16 protein-coding genes and 1 riboswitch are annotated in these 18,123 nt (G+C 62.5%); of the genes, 8 read left to right on the top strand and 8 right to left on the bottom strand.

Features of this window, described 5'->3' with window-relative positions; all coding sequences use genetic code 11:
* Window positions 1–301 precede the first annotated feature (301 nt).
* A complete protein-coding gene (locus GWQ22_RS03820; RefSeq protein ID WP_275929505.1) occupies window positions 302–2,491 on the top strand; it encodes a glycoside hydrolase in 2,190 nt (729 codons plus the stop codon).
* Between the two features lie 67 nt (window positions 2,492–2,558).
* Here the strand turns inward: GWQ22_RS03820 and GWQ22_RS03815 are convergent, their stop codons facing one another.
* Window positions 2,559–4,406, bottom strand: a complete 1,848-nt coding sequence (locus GWQ22_RS03815; protein WP_275929504.1) for a M3 family metallopeptidase — start codon at window positions 4,404–4,406, stop codon at window positions 2,559–2,561.
* Between the two features lie 295 nt (window positions 4,407–4,701).
* Here GWQ22_RS03815 and GWQ22_RS03810 point away from each other — a divergent pair, with 295 nt between their 5' ends.
* Both GWQ22_RS03810 and gbpA read left to right on the top strand, forming a co-directional pair.
* Complete coding sequence (locus tag GWQ22_RS03810) at window positions 4,702–6,384, top strand: methyl-accepting chemotaxis protein (protein ID WP_275929503.1); 1,683 nt, start codon at window positions 4,702–4,704, stop codon at window positions 6,382–6,384.
* A gap of 263 nt (window positions 6,385–6,647) precedes the next feature.
* A riboswitch (cyclic di-GMP riboswitch) is annotated at window positions 6,648–6,733 on the top strand.
* A 66-nt stretch (window positions 6,734–6,799) separates the two neighbouring features.
* Entirely contained in the window at window positions 6,800–8,221 is a 1,422-nt protein-coding gene (gene gbpA / locus GWQ22_RS03805) for an N-acetylglucosamine-binding protein GbpA (protein WP_275929502.1), read from the top strand.
* Window positions 8,222–8,295: 74 nt separating this feature from the next.
* On the opposite strand, the gene cbl is transcribed toward gbpA, so the two are convergent.
* The 7 genes from cbl to GWQ22_RS03770 form a co-directional block, all read right to left on the bottom strand.
* Window positions 8,296–9,243, bottom strand: a complete 948-nt coding sequence (gene cbl, locus GWQ22_RS03800) for an HTH-type transcriptional regulator Cbl (RefSeq protein WP_042038740.1) — start codon at window positions 9,241–9,243, stop codon at window positions 8,296–8,298.
* The gene (locus GWQ22_RS03795; RefSeq protein ID WP_258224749.1) at window positions 9,240–9,371 is read right to left on the bottom strand and encodes a hypothetical protein; all 132 of its coding nucleotides are present in this window, start codon (window positions 9,369–9,371) and stop codon (window positions 9,240–9,242) included. Before GWQ22_RS03795 ends, cbl begins: the two co-directional genes overlap by 4 nt.
* Window positions 9,372–9,410: 39 nt before the next feature.
* A complete protein-coding gene (locus GWQ22_RS03790) occupies window positions 9,411–10,481 on the bottom strand; it encodes a sulfate ABC transporter ATP-binding protein (protein ID WP_275929501.1) in 1,071 nt (356 codons plus the stop codon).
* A 152-nt stretch (window positions 10,482–10,633) separates the two neighbouring features.
* Complete coding sequence (cysW, locus tag GWQ22_RS03785; RefSeq protein ID WP_275929500.1) at window positions 10,634–11,524, bottom strand: sulfate ABC transporter permease subunit CysW; 891 nt, start codon at window positions 11,522–11,524, stop codon at window positions 10,634–10,636.
* Window positions 11,521–12,360, bottom strand: coding sequence for a sulfate ABC transporter permease subunit CysT (gene cysT, locus GWQ22_RS03780; protein WP_181364798.1), 840 nt, complete (start codon window positions 12,358–12,360; stop codon window positions 11,521–11,523). The genes cysW and cysT overlap by 4 nt, the downstream gene beginning before the upstream one ends.
* A 278-nt stretch (window positions 12,361–12,638) precedes the next feature.
* The gene (locus GWQ22_RS03775; RefSeq protein ID WP_275929499.1) at window positions 12,639–13,214 is read right to left on the bottom strand and encodes an alpha/beta hydrolase; all 576 of its coding nucleotides are present in this window, start codon (window positions 13,212–13,214) and stop codon (window positions 12,639–12,641) included.
* A 56-nt stretch (window positions 13,215–13,270) separates the two neighbouring features.
* Complete coding sequence (locus GWQ22_RS03770) at window positions 13,271–14,272, bottom strand: sulfate ABC transporter substrate-binding protein (RefSeq protein ID WP_275929498.1); 1,002 nt, start codon at window positions 14,270–14,272, stop codon at window positions 13,271–13,273.
* A gap of 208 nt (window positions 14,273–14,480) precedes the next feature.
* Here GWQ22_RS03770 and GWQ22_RS03765 point away from each other — a divergent pair, with 208 nt between their 5' ends.
* The 5 genes from GWQ22_RS03765 to GWQ22_RS03745 all read left to right on the top strand — a co-directional run bounded on the left by GWQ22_RS03765 (window position 14,481) and on the right by GWQ22_RS03745 (window position 17,813).
* The gene (locus tag GWQ22_RS03765; RefSeq protein ID WP_275929497.1) at window positions 14,481–15,743 is read left to right on the top strand and encodes an MgtC/SapB family protein; all 1,263 of its coding nucleotides are present in this window, start codon (window positions 14,481–14,483) and stop codon (window positions 15,741–15,743) included.
* Window positions 15,744–15,820: 77 nt separating this feature from the next.
* Complete coding sequence (locus GWQ22_RS03760) at window positions 15,821–16,411, top strand: sugar O-acetyltransferase (protein ID WP_212513446.1); 591 nt, start codon at window positions 15,821–15,823, stop codon at window positions 16,409–16,411.
* Complete coding sequence (locus GWQ22_RS03755) at window positions 16,408–16,749, top strand: DUF1294 domain-containing protein (RefSeq protein WP_042038729.1); 342 nt, start codon at window positions 16,408–16,410, stop codon at window positions 16,747–16,749. Before GWQ22_RS03760 ends, GWQ22_RS03755 begins: the two co-directional genes overlap by 4 nt.
* 192 nt (window positions 16,750–16,941) lie before the next feature.
* Entirely contained in the window at window positions 16,942–17,154 is a 213-nt protein-coding gene (locus GWQ22_RS03750) for a hypothetical protein (RefSeq protein ID WP_042038728.1), read from the top strand.
* Window positions 17,155–17,357: 203 nt separating this feature from the next.
* A complete protein-coding gene (locus GWQ22_RS03745; protein WP_275929496.1) occupies window positions 17,358–17,813 on the top strand; it encodes a hypothetical protein in 456 nt (151 codons plus the stop codon).
* Window positions 17,814–18,123 lie beyond the last annotated feature (310 nt).

Below are 18,123 nucleotides of genomic sequence, written 5' to 3'. Positions count from 1 at the left end.
AAAACAAGGTCTTGAGTTCAAAATGAGCCGGCATGCTAGAAACTGGTGACCAAGCTGGCATCCCCCTATATGGGGCGTCTAAAAGAGGAGGCGTGGCAGATCCAGCCGCCTGTGAAGGTCGATGAAACCAGTGCTGGCGGGGGCTGCAAAGGGGTTCAAATGATGCTTTTTATTCGAAATAGAACGACTTAAAAAACGGCGGACTCGATGCCATTCACCCCATATGGGTTAAACAGATTTGGCTGTACCGGCGGGCGGGCAACGGCGTACCCTGAGCCATCAATCAGGTCGAGGATGTTGAATGAAGGGTTTACAGACAACGTCACCCGCACTGGGCTGGCTGCTGATGTCACTGCTGGCGGCACCGCTGGCCGCCGCCCCCCTGACGCTGCAGGGTGAGACACAAAGTTACAGCATAGATCCCGACACCCTGGCCATTTCGGTCAACACGATCCCGGTCAGCGCGGGCCAACCCGCCCGCCAGGTCGATCAGTTGCAACAGGACGAGCAGCAGGCCAGCTGGCACTGGCCCGCTCAGGACGCCAGGGTGAACGTCAAGCTGGACGGCGATGACCTGCTGCTGACGCTGGTCAGCGACAGTCCCCGCCAACTGGCCTGGTACAGCCTGCCGAAAAACCAGACCCACCTGTCGCTGGCCTTTGGCGAGGGCAGCCGCTTCTCGGTACGCGACAGCGACTGGCTCGGCTATGTCGGCGACGAGCTGGCCGAGCTCAACACCCACCACGACCTCAAGCTGCCGCTCTGGAGCCAGGATGCGGGCAAGCAGACCTACAGCTGGATCCTGCAGACCCCTTATGACAACCAGCTCAGCTTCACCCGCAAGGGGGGACGGCTGCAGTTGAGCGCCCAGCACGAGTTCAGCAGCGTCAACCGGCAGGCCCCCATGGTGGTGCGCTTGAGCGTGGGGGATGACTGGCTGGCCGGCGCCCGCCGCTACCGGGCGTGGTTGCAGGGCGAGGGAGCCTGGCAGTCACTCGCCGACAAGTTTGCCCGCATTCCTGCCGGTCGGCGGCTGATCGGCGCCAGCCATGTCTATTTGTGGGGCGATGCCCTGCTCGACAGGCAGGATGTGAAGGATTGGCCCGGCCTGCAGGCCACACTCCGGCAACAGCCGGCCTGGCTGCAAGGCTTCAGCGGCGAGGAGCGAGCGGCACTGGTGGCTTCGCCGCCCGAGCCCTGGCAGCAGACGCTGATCATGGCCGGCCTCAACCGGCTGATTGCCAGCCTGCTGCCCCTGCCTGCCCAGCAGGGCCCCCTGAGCCAGAGCAAGGTGCTGGCCCTGCGCCAGCAGTGGGTCAAGGGCCAGTTCGGCGAGCAGCTGGTGGCGCAGGAGCGCTGGGGCCAGGGGCTATCGCTGCCTGTGGTTGAGGCGCTGCAACAGGCGGGGCTGCGCAAGCTTTGGCTCGGCACACCGCAATGGACGGCCGCCCTGCAACAGGGTGATGCCCTCACCGCCGCTCAGCGCCTGGGCTATCTGGTGGGCAGCTATGACTCCTACGATACCGCCATCCCCCCCGGCAGCAACGACAGCTGGCTCACCGCCCAGCTGCCTGTCGAGATCGGCAAGCGCTGCGCCATCCTTGAGGCCAACGGCACACCCAAGCCCGGATTCGGCGGAGAAGGGGTCTACCTCAACCCGGGTTGCACCCTGCCCTTCGCCAAGAGCCGCATGAGCGAGCTAGCCAGGACCAGCGGCATCAACAGCCTGTTCCTCGACGTGGACGGCACCGCCATGGCCTCCAACGATGACAACCCGGCTCACCAGCAGGGCAGCCAGGCCATGATCGCCGACCGCAACGCCCGCATGAGCTGGGTGGGGGAGCGGCTCGGGCTGGTGCTGGGCTCGGAGGATGGCAACGCCCTCACCAGCAAGCCGCTGATGTTTGCCCACGGCATCCAGAGCTGGGGCTTCGGTTGGGAGGATGCCGCCATGCGCCAGCAGGCCAAGTCCCCCTACTACCTCGGCAAATGGTGGCCGGACGAGGCGCCGCAGCTCTTCTTCCAGCCTGCCCGGCTCAAGCCGCGCTACCTGAAAACCGTGTTCAACCCGGCGGATCGACTGCCCCTCTACCAGGCCGTGTTCCACGACGCTGTGCTCAATAGCCACCACTGGCTGCTGGACAACCTCAAGTTCCCGGGCATCAAGGAGGAGCGCGCCCTGCTCGGCCTGCTCTACAACACGCCACCGCTTGTCAACCTGAGCCGCAGTACGCTGGACAGTCGCCTGCCGGAGCTGGTGAGGCTCGACAGCCAGTTTGCCCCGCTGCACGAGGCGCTGTGGGACAAGGCGCTGGTGGGATTCCGCTGGCGGGACGGGGTGGGCCGGGTGCAGGAGACCCGCTTTTCCGATGGCAGCCGGCTGGTGGCCAACTTCAGCCAAAGCACCATGATACTCGATGGCCACAAGCTGCCGGGCAGGCAGCTGCTGGTCGCCCTCAAGGGCAAGCCGGTGACCTTGCTGAAGATGTGACGCCCCCGCTCGTCATCTAAAAAGAGAGCCCTGCCAATTGGCAGGGCTCTTTTGCAGGCGGGGTTTCCTAACTCAGGGTGGCGTGCTCGGCCTCGCCATAGCGCCGGATCCAGGCCTCGAAGTCGGCCAGCATGGCTGCCTCCGAATGGCTGTTGTCGGCGACAAGCAGATCCCCGTGCACCACCCGGATGCGGGCATTGAGCGGCGCACCCTCGCCCGCCGGCGGCCGCTGCTGCGCCGCCGCCATGCAGGCTTGGGCCTGCGCCCAGGCATCGGCCACGCTCTGGTTGCATACCCGGGCCAGGGGGGCTGCGCTGAAGCCCTCGCCGGTAAGGCTCTGCAGCGTCTGGTCATGGGTCATGCCATTGCCCGGCCCCCAGAAGTGGGCGGCCAGATCCGGCCCGATGCGCGGGTTGTCGGTGAGATAGCCGTCACGCTTGAGGAAGTAGGCGCGGGTCTGCTCCACCGCCATCAGCGCCAGCAGATAGCCGTGGTAGGCACAAGCCGACTCTTGATTAAGGAGGTGCGGAATGGCCAGCAGCGGACGCGGGCTCTCAGTGCCGAGGATCTTGCGCTCCCACTGGCGAGCCAGCGCCAGCACGGCGGCCGGGGTGCGATCGCCGTCGGCCATGGCGTAGAGATCTCGCTCGAAGTAGGAGACCAGCGCTATCTGGCGCTCGTTGAAGGCACGAAAGGGCTGGCGCGCCTCTATCATCGCCTTGATGAGCGAATCGGGGATCGCCTCCCCCGCCTCGTTTCTGGCATAGCGCTTGAGCCAGTCAGCATCGTCCAGCAGGCTGTCGCAGAACATGGACTGGGTCTCGGCATAGGCCATGGAGGTGGGCGGGAACTCTTGGGAGAAACAGGGTGCGTTGCCGGTCACATTGGCAAAGTGGGCTGCGTGGCCCCCCTCGTGGAACAGGGTGTTGAGACCGCTCCAGCCGCTGCCTACCTGAGATGGGTTGGCCAGGCTGGTGAAATTGACCACGGCGGGCACCCACTTGCCCTCCTGCCAGAAGCTGGGCACAGGGCCGTGGCAGAAGCCGTTCTCGTATTTCCCCTCCCGGGTCAGCAGATCCAGGGTGAGGGTCGCGTCCCGATACTGGATGCCGAGCCGGCGGAAGCTCTCGACCCAATCCTTCAGCGCCCGGGAGAAGGGCACATAGGGATCGAGCTGACGGGTCACGTCGCCGCTGACGAAGTAACGCAGGTTGTGGGGCAAGAGCGCCGCCTCCCCCTTGGCCGCCAGTTCCGCCAGGCTCTGTTGCACCCGCTGCTCGGTGCGGGCGATGAAGTCATCCAGCACAACAAACAGCTGCGCCGGGCTCATCTGCTCGTTCTTGCGCACCTTGTAATCGAAATAGTCGCGATAGCCCATGGCGCGGGCGAAGCGGTTGCGAAGCAGCACTATCTCCAGATAGCCGTTGTCGACCACCCACTGCTCCAGGGTATGGAACATGGCGAGTGCGCTCTGGCGCACCGCTTCATCGGCGCTGGCAGCCAGTGCCGTGCTGGCGGCGGGCAGGCTGCCGGACACCTGGCGGCCCTGCTCGTCCAACAAGGTCAGCTTCAGCTCCCGGCGACGGGCGAACAGCGCCGCCTCGGCCGCTACCAGCTCATCCATCAGGGCGGCCGCCGCCGGATCCTCGATGACATTGCACTCGAAGAAGGCAATCCAGCCCCCCAGACCTCGCTTGAGCTCTGTCTCCTCGGCCAGGGCCTGCATCTCCCTCAGTACCGGCAGGCGCGCAGGATCGGCACAGAAGGCCTTGTAGGCCTGCTCGGCGGCGGTAAAACCGGCCTGATTGTCACTGGTGCCCATGTAGGTGGACCAGAACAGGTCCTCCTTGTGCCTGTGTACCTGCAGGTAGTCGGCGTTGAGCTGGTTCAAGTAATTCCTGGCAATGGAACTCATAAATTCCCTCTTGTTATGGGGCAGCCCCTGGGGCGCCCACTCCTTTTTTTGGTGAAATGCCAACTCATTCACACTTTTTGCAAATAGGGCAGGCAAATAGTGCGCCGGGATGCGCACAACCACGCTACCAAAAGTGAGGGTTTCTGTCTGCTGGCTATACTAATTGTCAACACGCTCAATTAGCGTTCAGTCACCACAAATCATTGAAAGTTAATTAAATGTTAACACCGAAATAACCAGGGCCATCGTCATGACTGGCCATAACCAGACCCGTACGGGAAAGAAGGAATAGCTTATGTTCAAGCTCGGTGATATCGCCGTGAGCCGCAAATTGATGTTGCTGCTCTCACTGGCACTGGTCGGCTTTATCGCACTGCTGCTCATCTCGGCCAGTGCCTTGCATCGCAATCTGATGAGTGAGCGGGAGGCACGACTGCAGGCTGTGCTGGATCTCGCCATGAGCCGGATCCAGGCCCTCGCTACCACACTGCCCGCCGCTCAGGCCCAGGCCGAAGCCAAGGCCATGCTCAGCAGCATGCGCTTCGATGGCGACAACTATCTGTTCGTGATCGATGAGACCCGCCACGTGGTGGTGCACCCCACCAAACCGGAGCTGGTCGGCCAGCAGATGGGAGAGAGCGGCACAACCACCGGGGCGCACTGGCAGCGCATGGTGGATCTTGGCAAGGGGGGCCAGCATGGCCGGCTGGAATATCAATGGATTGCCCCCACGGGTGAGACGGCCCAGAAAATGTCGCTGGTGGCGGGCTACCAGCCCTGGGGCTGGATCCTGGGATCCGGCGTGCCGCTGCAAGACATCGAGGCCACCATCTGGTCCCAGTACCAGCTGATGGGAGGCGCCACCCTGCTGGTGATCCTGCTGATGGGGCTGCTGGGTTTTGCCATCAGTCGCTCCATCGTCAATCCGCTGGCCGAGATCAAGCGGGCCATGCAGCAGGTGGCTGCCGGGGATCTGGTGGTCAGCATACCGATACACGGCAAGGATGAGCTGGGGGTCGTCGCCACCTGCACCAACCAGGGGCTCGACGCCATCCGTCACGCGCTGATCGAGGCCAGCCAGGGTGCCCGCAACGTGGCGGATGCCGCCCTGCGCATCGCCGCAGCCGCCGAGCAGACCAATCAGGCGGTCAACAGCCAGCGGGATCAGCTGGCTCAACTCGCCACCGCCATGAACGAGATGAGCGCGACCATCTCGGATGTGGCGGGCCACGCGGAAAATACTGCCCGCGATACCCAGGATGCCACCAGCGAGGCCGGGCTCGGCAACCGGGACGTGCATGCCAGCGTGCATGGTATTCAGGCACTGGCCACCGAGGTGGAGCAGGCCACACTGCAGGTCAATCAGCTCAAGGAGGGGGTGATGCAGATAAGCGAGGTGACCACCGTCATCAGCGCCATCTCGGAACAGACCAACCTGCTGGCGCTCAATGCCGCCATCGAGGCAGCCCGCGCCGGAGAACAGGGACGCGGCTTCGCCGTGGTGGCCGACGAGGTGCGCCACCTGGCGAGCCGTACCCGCCAGTCTACCGAGGAGATCCAGAGCACCATAGCCCAACTGCAACAGCGGGCCGTCACCGCAGCCAGCGCCATGGATGCCAGCCGCAAGCTGGCGGCGAGCAGCGTCAGCCAGTCGGAGAAGGCAGGGCAGGATCTCTCCCTCATCGTCAATCACATCCAGCACGTGAGCGATATGGCAACCCAGATAGCCACCGCCGCCGAACAGCAGAGCATGGTGGCCGAGGACATGAACCGCAACGTCAGCGGCATCAACGACTCGGCACTGGAGATGTCCCAGTCCGCCTCGCAACTGGCCCAGGAGAGCGAGCTGCTGGCCGGCCTCTCCCGCAGCCTGGACGAGCGACTGGCGGTGTTCAAACTCGGCAGCACCATAGACCGGCAACGGGCGCCCCTGCATCCGCAGACCGGTCAAACCGAACGTCCCCGCGTTCGTCACTGATCCGTCCGGCCCTGTCGCAATGCCCATCCCTGCCAGCCTCGCTGGCAGGTTTTTTTTATTGATAAAAAATGTCGTTTTTTTGCATCTTATCGAGATGATTCACGACATTCAGCAAGGTGAGTAGCTTAAATATACATTTAAGAACATCAAGTTAAGCATTCGCACCACGCCAAGGCGGTTAAGCTCAAACATTTATATTTAATTATTTAATCAAAACTAGTCATGATGAGATTGTCGTCAAACGAGACGGCACGACCCTTTATGTAGTCATTTTGCAAACTGGTTGAAAGGCCAGGACGCAAAGCCTCCGGTCTAAAGACATGTCGTCCAGGATAGCGGGGTTGCCACACGCAGGTGTGTATCGGGGAACTCCCCTGCCAACTTGACTGCCCACATCTATCGAACAGAGGACTGTATGGCAGCAAAAATCCAACTCAATCATATCGCGACGGCGCTGGCGCTGCTGGCCAGCGGGGGTGTGCTCGCCCACGGCTATATCAGCCAGCCGGAATCGCGCAACTATCTGTGCAAGACCGGTGGCAACAGCCAGTGTGGCGCGGTGCAGTGGGAGCCCCAGAGCGTGGAAGGCCCTTCCGGCTTCCCGCAATCCGGCCCTCAGGATGGTCAGATTGCCTCGGCGGGCAGTCCCAACTGGAGCGAACTCAACGCCCAGACCAGCGATCGCTGGGCCCGGCGGGAAGTGCAGGCCGGCCCCTTCGCCATCAGCTGGACCTTCACCGCCAACCACGTCACCCGCAACTGGCGTTACTACCTCACTAAACAGGACTGGAACCCGAACCAGTCGCTGACCCGCGCGGCCTTCGATCTCACCCCCTTCTGCGTGGTGGATGGCAACATGGTACAGCCGCCCAAACAGGTCACACACTGGTGCACCCTGCCAGAACGCACCGGCTATCAGCTGATCCTGGGGGTGTGGGAAGTGGGCGACACCAGCAACAGCTTCTACAACCTGATCGACGCCAACTTCAAGGGTGGCACCCAGCCACCACTGAGCTGGAGCCAGGGCGGCACCATCTACCCTTCCACCGATCTGGCGGCCGGTGACAGGGCCAGAGCCCTGGTATTCGACGCCAATGGTGTACGCCCCGATCTGCAGACCGAGCTGACTATCACCACCACAGAGCAGGGCCAGAAAAACAACTGGGCCCATGCCCTGGCCAGCAAGATCAATACCGAGCAGAGCCAGATCCGCGCCGGTCAGCAGAACGCCGACGGCCAATTCAACCCTGTCTACGGCCAGAACCCCGTCTACCTCAAGGCAGGCAGCACGCTGGAACGGGTCGAGATCCAGCTCGAACAGCTGGAGCCACCGGTGGGCAACGACATCAGCGTGAGCGGTCTGGAGAGCGAATACCTGCTCGACAACGGCAGGCTGACCCTCGACTTCACCGTCACAGCACAAGGGGATCTGGCCGTCACCAACACCCTGTATGACCACGGTGGTGTGGCCAAGGGCCACTCCTCTGCCGACATCAAGGACAGCAGCCAGAGCTTCACCATGCCGCTCGCGGGACTCAGCGCCGGCCACCATCAGCTGGTGATCGAGGCCAAGCCGAAGGCGGGTGGCGAAGCCCTGCAGCAGACGCTGGATCTGATGCTCAAGGATCCGTCCGGTGGTGACTACCAGTTCACCTTCCCGGAAGGGCTCAAGTCCTACACCGACGGCACCAAGGTGCTGCAACCCAAGAACGGCAAGGTCTATCAGTGCAGGCCCTTCCCCTCCAGTGGCTGGTGCAGCCAGTGGTCAGCCAGCACCACCCAATATGAACCTGGCATCGGTACCCACTGGCAAGGCGCCTGGATTGCGCTGAATTGATCCGGCTCCAAGCCATAACGCCATCACGAAAACGGGGAGCCACTGGCTCCCCGTTGTGTATGGTGTGACAAGCCTCAGATCTGGAAGTCGAGGGCTGGCTCGCCGCCCATGGCGCGAGCCTGAATGTCCGCCAGCGCCAGCTCGGGGTTGCAGAGCTGGATGAACTGCCAGGCGAAGTTGTGCTGGAACTGCCCCTGCTTGAGACCGATCCAGGCGGTGTGCGGCGCAAACAGCCGACTGCCGTCGAGCTGCACCAACCCCTTGTCACGCTGGGTGTCGAACGCCATGTCCGCCAGTATGCCGACCCCCATCTCCAGTTCGACATAGGTCTTGATGACGTCGGAATCCTGGGCGGTCAGCAGGATCTGCGGCGCAATCCCCGCCTCGGCAAACGCCTCATCCACCCGCGCCCGTCCGGTCAGCCCGGCCTGATAGGTGATGATGGGCCAGTTCGCCAGTGCCGCCAGTGTCAGCTCCCGCTCGGCGGTGAGGGGGTGCTGCTCGGGCACCACTATGTTGTGGTGCCAGCGGTAATAGGGAAACGCCACCACCCCTTCGCTCTTGTCGAGCTGCTCGCTGCTGATGCCTATGTCCACCTCGCCAGCCTGCACCAGCCGCACTATCTCCTCCGGGCTACCCTGGTGCAGCTCCAGCTGCACCAGCGGAAACTGCTCACGAAAGGCCTTCACCACCCGTGGCAGGGCGTAGCGTGCCTGGGTGTGAGTGGTCGCCACCAGCAACCGGCCCGATTCGCGATTGGCAAAGGTACTGGCCAGTTTGCGGATGTTGTTGGCGTCGTTGAGGATGCGCTCGGCGATCACCAGCAACTCCTTGCCCGGCTCCGTCATGCCGAGCAGCCGCTTGCCATAGCGAATGAACAGCTCTATTCCCAGCTCCTCCTCCAGCTCGCGGATATGGCGGCTGACCCCGGACTGGGAAGTGAACAGGGCATTGGCGACCTCGGTCAGGTTGTAATCCCGCCGCGCCGCCTCCCGAATAATACGTAACTGCTGAAAATTCACGTCATCGCCTCCTGCGCTGACTGGCCGGTCGGGGTCGACCCCGCCGCCGTTTTCTTGTTATCTGCCTGACCTGACTCCTCATCGAGTCCGGCAACGGCCTGACACCCTTGTATCCCAGGCGGGCTCACACCGCCATCCTATCTGTCCATTTCAATCGTCGATGACCGTCAGATCTGGTAGTCCGGATAGAGCTGAGCCTGTTTGGCGACCAGTCGTACCTCCTGACCCGATGTGAAGGCTTTGGCCTCCTCCTTGCTCAGTTCGGCCTCGAAGTGTGCACCGTTTGTATCCCCATTACCACGCAGTTCCACCCGGATGCGCGGCCCCATGGGTAACAGACGGGTGATGGTGGCGCTGATCCCGCCGGGCGCATCCGCCGGCAGTATCTCCAGCTCGTGGGGGCGCACATAGGCGATAGCCGCACTGCCATGAGCCAGATGATGAGCGCTGATGGGGCCGCCCAGCCACTGCTCGCCAATACCCAGGCCCTGCTCCGCCACCCGGCCGCGAAACTGATTCACACTGCCGAGGAAGCTGTGGACGAAGGAGCTGGCGGGCTGGTCATAGACCTCGGCCGGGGTGCCAATCTGCTCGACCCGGCCGGCGTTCATCAGCACCACCCGATCCGCCACCTCCAGCGCCTCCTCCTGATCGTGGGTCACGAACAGGCTGGTGACGTGCAACTCGTCGTGTAATTCGCGCAGCCAGCGGCGCAGCTCCTTGCGCACCTGGGCATCGAGGGCGCCGAAAGGTTCGTCCAGCAGCAACACCTTGGGCTGCACCGCCAGGGCGCGGGCCAGTGCGACCCGCTGGCGCTGGCCACCGGAGAGCTGGGTCGGATAGCGCTCGGCCACGTGGCTGAGCTGCACCAAATCCAGCAGCTCCTTGACCCGGACTCGGATCGCCGCCTCGGCCGGACGCTCGCTGCGCGACTTGACCCGCAGGCCGAACGCCACGTTCTCGAACACCGTCATGTGGCGAAACAGGGCATAGTGCTGGAACACGAAGCCGACGTTGCGCTCGCGCACATGGAGATCCGAGGCATCTTCCCCGCGAATGATGACGCTGCCGCTGTCGGCCTGCTCCAGCCCGGCGATGATCCGCAGCAAGGTGGTCTTGCCGCAGCCGGAAGGGCCGAGCAGGGCCACCAGCTCGCCATCATGAAAGTCGAGGTTGATATCGGCCAGGGCCGCGTACTGATTGAAATGCTTGTTGAGTTGTTGAACCTGAATGCTCATGGCTGCCTCTCTAAACCGTTAAATCGGGGTGGATGGCGTCTCTGAGCTGGCCAGCCCGCTCAGCTGGCCATGCTCGCCATCACTCCCCAATCCATATCAATGGGGTATCCGGGTCGGGCTGACCGCGCGGCCAGACCCGTGTCGCAATAACATCAATGGGACTTGGTGGGCTGCCCACGCAGCCGGGCCAGCAGTGTCTCTCCCAGCAGGGTGAAGATCCCGAACAGGGCCAACAGGCTGGCCACCGCGAAGGCGGCGCCGGTCTGGTACTCGTTGTAGAGGATCTCGATGTGCAGCGGCAGGGTATTGGTCTGGCCACGAATATGGCCTGAGACCACGGAGACGGCACCAAACTCCCCCACCGCCCGGGCAGTACAGAGCAGCAGGCCATACATCAGGCTCCAGCGGATGCCGGGCAGGGTGACCCGCCAGAACATCTGCAAACCGCTCGCCCCCAGCATGATGGCGGCTTCTTCTTCTTCCGGGCCGCGCGCCTCCATCTGGGGCAGCAGCTCGCGGACCACGAAGGGCACGGTAATGAAGGTGGTCGCCAAAATGATGCCAGGGGTGGCGAAGATCACCTTGATGTCGTGCTCGCTCAGCCAGTCGCCAAACCAGCCGCGGCTGCCAAACATCAGCACGAACATCAGCCCTGCAATCACAGGCGAGACAGAGAACGGCAGATCTATGATGGTGATGAGCAGCTGCCGGCCAGGAAAACGGAAGCGCGCTATGGCCCAGGCCGCCGCGAGCCCGAACAGCAGGTTGAGGGGAACCGCGCAAAGTGTGACCAGGGCGGTCAGCCCGAGCGCACTCAGGGCATCCGGCTCGCTGATGGCGTGCCAGAAGAAGGCCAGCCCCGGTCTTAGCGCCTGAATGAAGACGGTGGCCAGCGGCAGCAGCAGCAGGGCAGCAAACCAGCCGAGGCCAACCGTGATGAGCAACCACTTGACCCACTGGGGTTCACGGATCACGGTCGGCGCCTTGCGGCCGGGCGCCGCCTCCACAGGGGCAACCTCAATGGTGATGGCAGATGAACTCATATCCGGCTCCCTCCTATGCGCGCCCAGCTCCAGGCCTGCAACTTGTTGATCAGCAATAACAGGATGAAAGAGATGAGCAGCATGACCACCGCGATGGCGGAAGCACCGGCATAGTCGTACTCCTCCAGATGACTCATGATCATCAGCGGCGCGATTTCGGAAACCATGGGCAGGTTGCCAGCGATAAAGATGACGGAGCCGTACTCCCCCACCCCACGGGCAAATGCCAGCGCAAAACCGGTGATCAACGCAGGTACCAGGGTAGGCCACAGCACGCGCTGGAAGGTCTGCCAGCGGTCAGCACCCAGGCTGGCGGCAGCCTCCTCCTGCTCTGTCTCTGCTTCCCGCAGCACGGGCTGCAGGGTGCGCACCACGAAGGGCAGGCCGATGAAAGTGAGCGCAATCACCACCCCGATGGGGTTGTAGGCGAGCTCTATCCCAAACGGGGCAACCCACTGTCCGATCCAGCCGTTAGGGGCGAAGATGGCGCACAGGGCAATACCGGAGACGGCGGTGGGCATGGCGAACGGCAGATCGATCAGCGCATCCACCAGCCGGCGACCGGGGAAGGTGTAACGCACCAGCACCCAGGCCAGGATCAGGCCGAACAGGCTGTTGAGCAGCGCCGCGATAAAAGCGGCCCCGAAACTCAGGCGAAAGGAGGCGAGCACCCGCGGAGAACCTATCACCTGCCAGAACTCGGCGAGGGTGAGATTGTTCACCGCGAACAGCACCAGCGCGGAGATCGGCAGCAGCACCAGCACGCCCAGGTAGAGCAGGCTGAAGCCGAGGGTTGGGCCAAAGCCCGGCAGGACGGAGTAAGAACCAAATCGCATAACGCTTCCGTTTGTTATGAAAAACATTCGATATCGCGATTCTGCGCATTCCTGTTTGGGGCAACAAACACCAATAATGCCTTTGCTAAGCACTTTTTTATCTAACAACGGCGGATCAGGCTTTTAGAGCCATAAAATGAAAAAAAGGTCTTTTATATAAATAAAAGACCTAAAAAATGGCGCGTCGTGCCATGTACCAAGCCATCAAACATCAACTGTTATGGTGTCTGGCGCTATCTCTCTCCTTGTCAGCGTATTGAACTTGATCCGCGAGAACATCAACGGAAACTGAGAGCTGCGCGCCGCCCCCACACGGCCGGCGCCGGTTCGACCACCATCTCGGCCCGCCGATAGAGAGTGCCGAGCAGATTGAGCCCCTGCTTCCACTCTCCATGGCCGGACTGGGCATTGATATGGCCCACTTCGCCGGCATCGAACAGCGGCACCTGCCACTGGCGGCTCCAGTATTCGGCCCGCTCGAAGCTCATCCAGGGATCGTTGCGACTGGCGATCAGCTGGGCCGATACCTTGAGCGAACCCGCCAGCGCCTCATCCACTATGCCAAAGTGGGCCGGGTCGGCCGGCGCCACGATAAACAGCGAGGCCACCTTGTCGGGCTGCTGACGCGCCGCCGTGATGGCCGCCAGCGCGCCGAAGGAGTGAGCCACCAGATGGGCCCGGCCGCGCCGACTGCGCAGCTTGCTCGCCAGCTTGGCGCTCCAGACCGTCAGGTCCGGCTTGTCCCACGGCAGGCCAGTCATACGCTGCCAGTGAGGGAAATATTGATGCCAGCGGCTCTGCCAATGATCCGGCCCACTGTTGTGCAGACCGGGAACCAGGAGGATCTTGTTCATCTTGGTACTCCTATCAGCTGGCACAGGGGCCAGTTCAGTGATGGATATGGCGGCTATCAACGACCCGGCTGGTAAATCTGGTCAAACAGACCACCCTGGGCGAAGTGTTTCTTCTGGGCCTTGTCCCAATCCCCTTCCAGATCCTTGACGGTAAACAGAGTCAGTTGCGGGAACTGGGCCGCAGCCTCCTTCAGGATCGCCGGATTGCTGGGGCGGTAGTGATATTTGGCGATGATGCGCTGCCCCTCGTCGGAGTAGAGGTACTCGAGATAGGCTTTGGCAACCGCTTCGGTGCCATGTTTCTTGGCCACCTTGTCCACCACGGCCACCGGCGGCTCCGCCAGAATGGAGACCGACGGCACGACCAGCTCGAACTTGTCGCGGTTGCCGGGCTGACCCAGTACCAGCAGGGCTTCGTTTTCCCACGCCAGCAGCACGTCGCCGAGGCCGCGTTCGATGAAGCTGGTGGTGGCACCACGGGCCCCGGAATCCAGCACTTTCACATTCTTGTAGAGATCGCCGACGAACTGTTTGGCTCCCTCCTCACTGCCGCTCTGTTTCAGGGCATAGCCCCAGGCCGCCAGATAGTTCCAGCGCGCCCCGCCGGAGGTCTTGGGGTTCGGCGTCACGATGGCGATGTCTTTGCGCACCAGGTCGCCCCAATCCTTGATCTGCTTGGGATTGTCCTTGCGCACCAGAAAGACGATGGTGGAGGTATAGGGAGATGCGTTGTTGGCCAGCCGGCTCTGCCAATCGGCGGCGATCAAACCCTGCCTGGCGACGGCGTTGATGTCATAGGCCAGCGCCAGCGACACCAGGTCTGCTTCCAGCCCGTCCACCACAGCGCGGGCCTGCTTGCCGGAGCCACCGTGAGACTGGCTCACCACGACGTCGTCACCCGTCTTGGCTTTCCACTCCCTGGCGAAGGCGCCGTTGTACTCCTGAAACAACTCGCGAGTCGGATCGTAGGAGACGTTGAGCAGGCGGATCTCGGCGGCGTTCGCCTGGCCGAGGGCCAGCAGAGAAAACAGGGTGAGGGCGGTCATTCGCAGTGTCATGGTGATACTCCATATCGTTGGGTTGAATGCAGCATGCCGTGGGCTTGTTATGCCGAGAACCAAGAAATAACGCTTTGCTTATCTCTTTTGCTCATATCAACCCGCCGACCGGCTCCGCTCGCACACTCTGTGAGCCATGCCTCCCTGCCCCCCCGTTGGCTGTGCCATCATGGGATCCAGGCCATGACACAGCGAAAAGGAAGTCGTTATGTGGATCAATGCGGACCCCATCAATGGGGCCATGGTGTCGCTGGCCATCGGCCTCATCATAGGGTTGGAACGCGGCTGGCAGGTGCGCCAGCTGGGGGACAACCAGCGCATCGCCGGGATGCGGACCTACGGCCTCATCGGTCTGCTCGGCGGTGTCTGCGCCCTGCTGCTGCCGACGCTGGGCCCCTGGCTGCCGCTGCTCGGCCTGCTGGCGGTGGTGACGGGCTGCGGCCTCTCGGTCTGGCTGGCACAGCGCTGGCAGGGGGAGTTCGGCCTCACCAGTTCGGTCGCCATGCTGCTCACCTACCTGCTTGGCCTGATGTCTGTGCTGCTGAGCCCGAGCGAGGCGGTGGCCTGCGCCGTGCTGGCAGCCCTCTTGATGGGGCTCAAGGGCAAGATCCAGCAGGGGATGCTGTTTCTGAGCGAGACCGAATTCCACGCGACCCTGCGCTTTCTGCTCATCTCCCTGGTGCTGCTGCCTGTGCTGCCCAACGAGGAGATGGGGCCCCTCAATGCCTTCAACCCCTTCAAGATCTGGCTGATGGTGGTGGTGATCGCTGGCATCTCGTTTTCGGGACACTTCGCGGTACGCCTGCTCGGCACCCGGTCGGGACTGGTGCTCACCAGCATACTGGCCGGGCTCGCCTCCTCCACCGCCCTCACCCTGCAGTTTGCCCGCCTCAACAGGGAACAGGGCGGGCTGGAGCGGCTGCTAGCCACCGGCATCCTGCTGGCGGGAGCCACCATGTGGCTGCGGCTGCTGGTGCTGGCGTTGCTCATTCACAGCGAGCTGGCGATGCGCCTGGCGGCGCCTTTGCTGCTGCTGGCGGCGACCGTCTACGGCTTCGCCTTCTGGTTCTGGCGCCAGCGCGAGGAGCTGACCGATAGCCCGGTGCAGCCCCAAACCAGCAACCCGCTCGATCTCGCCACCGCCATCAAGTTCGGCCTGCTGCTGGCGCTGATCGGCTTCATGGCCACCCTGCTACAGAGCAAGGTGGGCAACTCCGGGGTCTATCTGCTCGCGCTGGTATCAGGGATCACGGACGTGGACGCCATCACATTGTCGCTCTCCCAACTCTCCCACAAGGAGCTGGCGCTGGAGGTGGCTGCCCGCGGCATCCTGCTCGCCGGGCTGGTCAACTCGCTGGTGAAGGGGCTGCTGGCGCTCGGGATCGGCGGGCGCAGGCTGGGGCTGAGGGTGCTGCTGCCCTACTTCATCTCTGCCCTGCTGATCCTGCCGCTCATCTGGCCGGGTGCCTGATGTTGCTGCAAGTGACAGCCTGACGGCGCCGGAGTGCTCGCGTATAATGGCGCCTCTTGCATCTTTCGGAGGTAGGCATGGCAAGCGATTGGGACAAGGTACTGGCGGGCGGCGCCCTGGATAGCCAGAGCGAGGAGATAGCGAACGACCGGATCCGCGGCCAGGCGCTGCTGGCACAACTCAATGCCTCCCCGGCAGGGGATCAGCCCCTGCGCCAGCAGATCTGCCGTGAACTGTTCGGCCACTGCCCCGACTCCTGCTGGATCAGCACCCCCTTCACCTGCGAGTTTGGCCGCAACATCCATATCGGCGAGAAGACCTTCTTCAACTTCAACATCACCATACTCGACGTGGGCGAGGTGCATATCGGCAGCCATGTGCTGCTGGCCCCCAACGTGCAGATCTACACTGCCACCCACAGTACGGAGTATCTGGAGCGGCGCAACTGGGCCGCTTACAGCAAGCCGGTTCACATTGGCGACGACTGCTGGATCGGTGGTGGCGCCATCATCTGCCCCGGCGTCACCATAGGACCGCGATCCATCATAGGCGCCGGTGCCGTGGTCACCCGCGACATACCGGCAGACTCGGTAGCGGTGGGCAACCCCGCCAAGGTGATCCGCACCCTGACCCCGGATGCCCACCGTAACAGGGAGCTGGCACTGTGATCTGGCTTGCCCTGCTCCCCCTGCTCGGGACGGCCTGGCTTGGCCTTGCTGACGCCAACTGGTGGCCGCTGGCCATCGTCACCACCATGAGCCTGCTGACGGCGCTGGCCTATGCCCACGACAAGCGGCAAGCCATTCGCGGTGGCTGGCGCATTCCCGAATCCCGCCTTCACCTGCTGGAGCTGTGCGGCGGCTGGCCCGGGGCCCTCGTGGCCCGTCACTGGCTGCGCCACAAGACCCAGAAGGGCAGCTACCGGCTGGTGTTCTGGTTTATCGTGCTGCTGCACCTCACCCTGTGGGGACTCTGGCTCGGCCGACCACTCTGGCAAGGGATTTAAGGAGCGCCAGGGCTCCAGCACTACAAGCGGCCAGACGATCAAAAGAGTGAGGCGGTTTGTGCATCGGCACTGTCCTGAGCTGAAGGCTCATACTTCCGACCAGTGCGGGCATTGCGACCCATCCCGGCGTATGAGACAACAAAGGGCCTGCAAGGCAGGTTTTCTCGCGTGTTTATCGACAAGGAGTCACCCATGACCATGTGGACAGGCATAGTCCTGATCGTCTTTATCAGCATGCTGTTTGGTTATCTCAGCAAGCGCGCCCGCTATCAGCTGGGGGATATCCGCATCACGGATCGCCTCGGCAAACAGGATGTGCTCATCAAGGAGCTGCAGGAACGGATTGCCAATCTGGAAGCCATCGTCATCGAAGAGGAGAAGCGCCGCCCGTTCAAGAATCTGTGAACTGGCAGCCACGGCGGCAAACCGGCCAGCCTGGCGCTGCAAGGGTTTGCCGCTTCTCCCGCCCCCCTTCCCCCTCCCCCGTTTCGCCCCAAAAACTAAATTCGGAGCAGGATCAGCGACCTGCCCACGACTGCCGCATTCTTAACCAAACTGGCCCAATCCCTGCTCTATCACTGTCACCAGCCGTACCGGAGAGTGACACCATGATCAGCACCCTGCTTCCCATCGCCTCGATCGCCCTCAAGCTGGGCAGCTATCTGCTGAGCAGCAACGCCAAGGCCCAGCCCGCACCTGCGCCGGTACAGGAAGAACGCCTGCCGCCCACAGTCCAGAGCCTGTTCCAGCGGCTGGGGGTCAAGGATGCCGACAGCGAACAGAACCGCTCGGCCATCAACCACTTCATGAGCGAGCTGCTGCAGACCCTGGGGCAGGAGAATAATGGTCAATCCCTCCCTGCCGCCATCGATAGCGCTCGCAGCCAGCTGGCGAGCGGCACCCAGAGTACACGCCTCGATGCGCTGCAAAGCGAGCTCAATACCCTCAAGGATTCCCTCGGTGCCAGCGATCTCAACCTCGATCAGCTGCTCGGCGCCTTTAAACAGACCTTGCCCAATGGCAAGGGAGAGGGGGTTGGCAAACTGCTTAATGCCAGTGCGTGATTGCAAATAAACACATAAAAACGGCAACCTTGGATTGCCGTTTTTATTGAGACCAGACGGGATAATCTATTGCTGTGGCAGCGACGATGGTGGACTCAACATAGACTCTGCCATCTCTACCTGCCCATGCGCCTGTAGGTATCAGAATGAAGTGTCTAGATTATTAAGTCTTACGGCATAAGGCCTGACTCTTATACACAAATATTGTGAACTGATTGGCACTTTTCCCGATTTCCAGGATCTGATCTCCTATGTGACTCCCGAACATGGTAACGATCATGCTAACTTTTGCTCTTCATCGTGCGGCCGA

It is taken from the genome of Aeromonas sp. 1HA1 (assembly GCF_029237385.1).
Taxonomy (GTDB): domain Bacteria; phylum Pseudomonadota; class Gammaproteobacteria; order Enterobacterales; family Aeromonadaceae; genus Aeromonas; species Aeromonas popoffii.
Note: the sequence above shows the minus strand (reverse complement) of the source record. Positions and strands in the feature narration are given on the sequence as shown.

What these genes read in the sequence shown, in the direction of transcription:
- gbpA (WP_275929502.1), top strand. Translation starts at nt 6,800, where the DNA reads ATGGCAGCAAAAATCCAACTCAATCATATCGCGACGGCGCTGGCGCTG.
- GWQ22_RS03775 (WP_275929499.1), bottom strand. Translation starts at nt 13,214, where the DNA reads ATGAACAAGATCCTCCTGGTTCCCGGTCTGCACAACAGTGGGCCGGAT.
- GWQ22_RS03790 (WP_275929501.1), bottom strand. Translation starts at nt 10,481, where the DNA reads ATGAGCATTCAGGTTCAACAACTCAACAAGCATTTCAATCAGTACGCG.
- cysW (WP_275929500.1), bottom strand. Translation starts at nt 11,524, where the DNA reads ATGAGTTCATCTGCCATCACCATTGAGGTTGCCCCTGTGGAGGCGGCG.
- GWQ22_RS03770 (WP_275929498.1), bottom strand. Translation starts at nt 14,272, where the DNA reads ATGACACTGCGAATGACCGCCCTCACCCTGTTTTCTCTGCTGGCCCTC.
- GWQ22_RS03810 (WP_275929503.1), top strand. Translation starts at nt 4,702, where the DNA reads ATGTTCAAGCTCGGTGATATCGCCGTGAGCCGCAAATTGATGTTGCTG.
- cysT (WP_181364798.1), bottom strand. Translation starts at nt 12,360, where the DNA reads ATGCGATTTGGTTCTTACTCCGTCCTGCCGGGCTTTGGCCCAACCCTC.
- GWQ22_RS03765 (WP_275929497.1), top strand. Translation starts at nt 14,481, where the DNA reads ATGTGGATCAATGCGGACCCCATCAATGGGGCCATGGTGTCGCTGGCC.
- GWQ22_RS03760 (WP_212513446.1), top strand. Translation starts at nt 15,821, where the DNA reads ATGGCAAGCGATTGGGACAAGGTACTGGCGGGCGGCGCCCTGGATAGC.
- GWQ22_RS03820 (WP_275929505.1), top strand. Translation starts at nt 302, where the DNA reads ATGAAGGGTTTACAGACAACGTCACCCGCACTGGGCTGGCTGCTGATG.
- GWQ22_RS03750 (WP_042038728.1), top strand. Translation starts at nt 16,942, where the DNA reads ATGACCATGTGGACAGGCATAGTCCTGATCGTCTTTATCAGCATGCTG.
- GWQ22_RS03745 (WP_275929496.1), top strand. Translation starts at nt 17,358, where the DNA reads ATGATCAGCACCCTGCTTCCCATCGCCTCGATCGCCCTCAAGCTGGGC.
- GWQ22_RS03815 (WP_275929504.1), bottom strand. Translation starts at nt 4,406, where the DNA reads ATGAGTTCCATTGCCAGGAATTACTTGAACCAGCTCAACGCCGACTAC.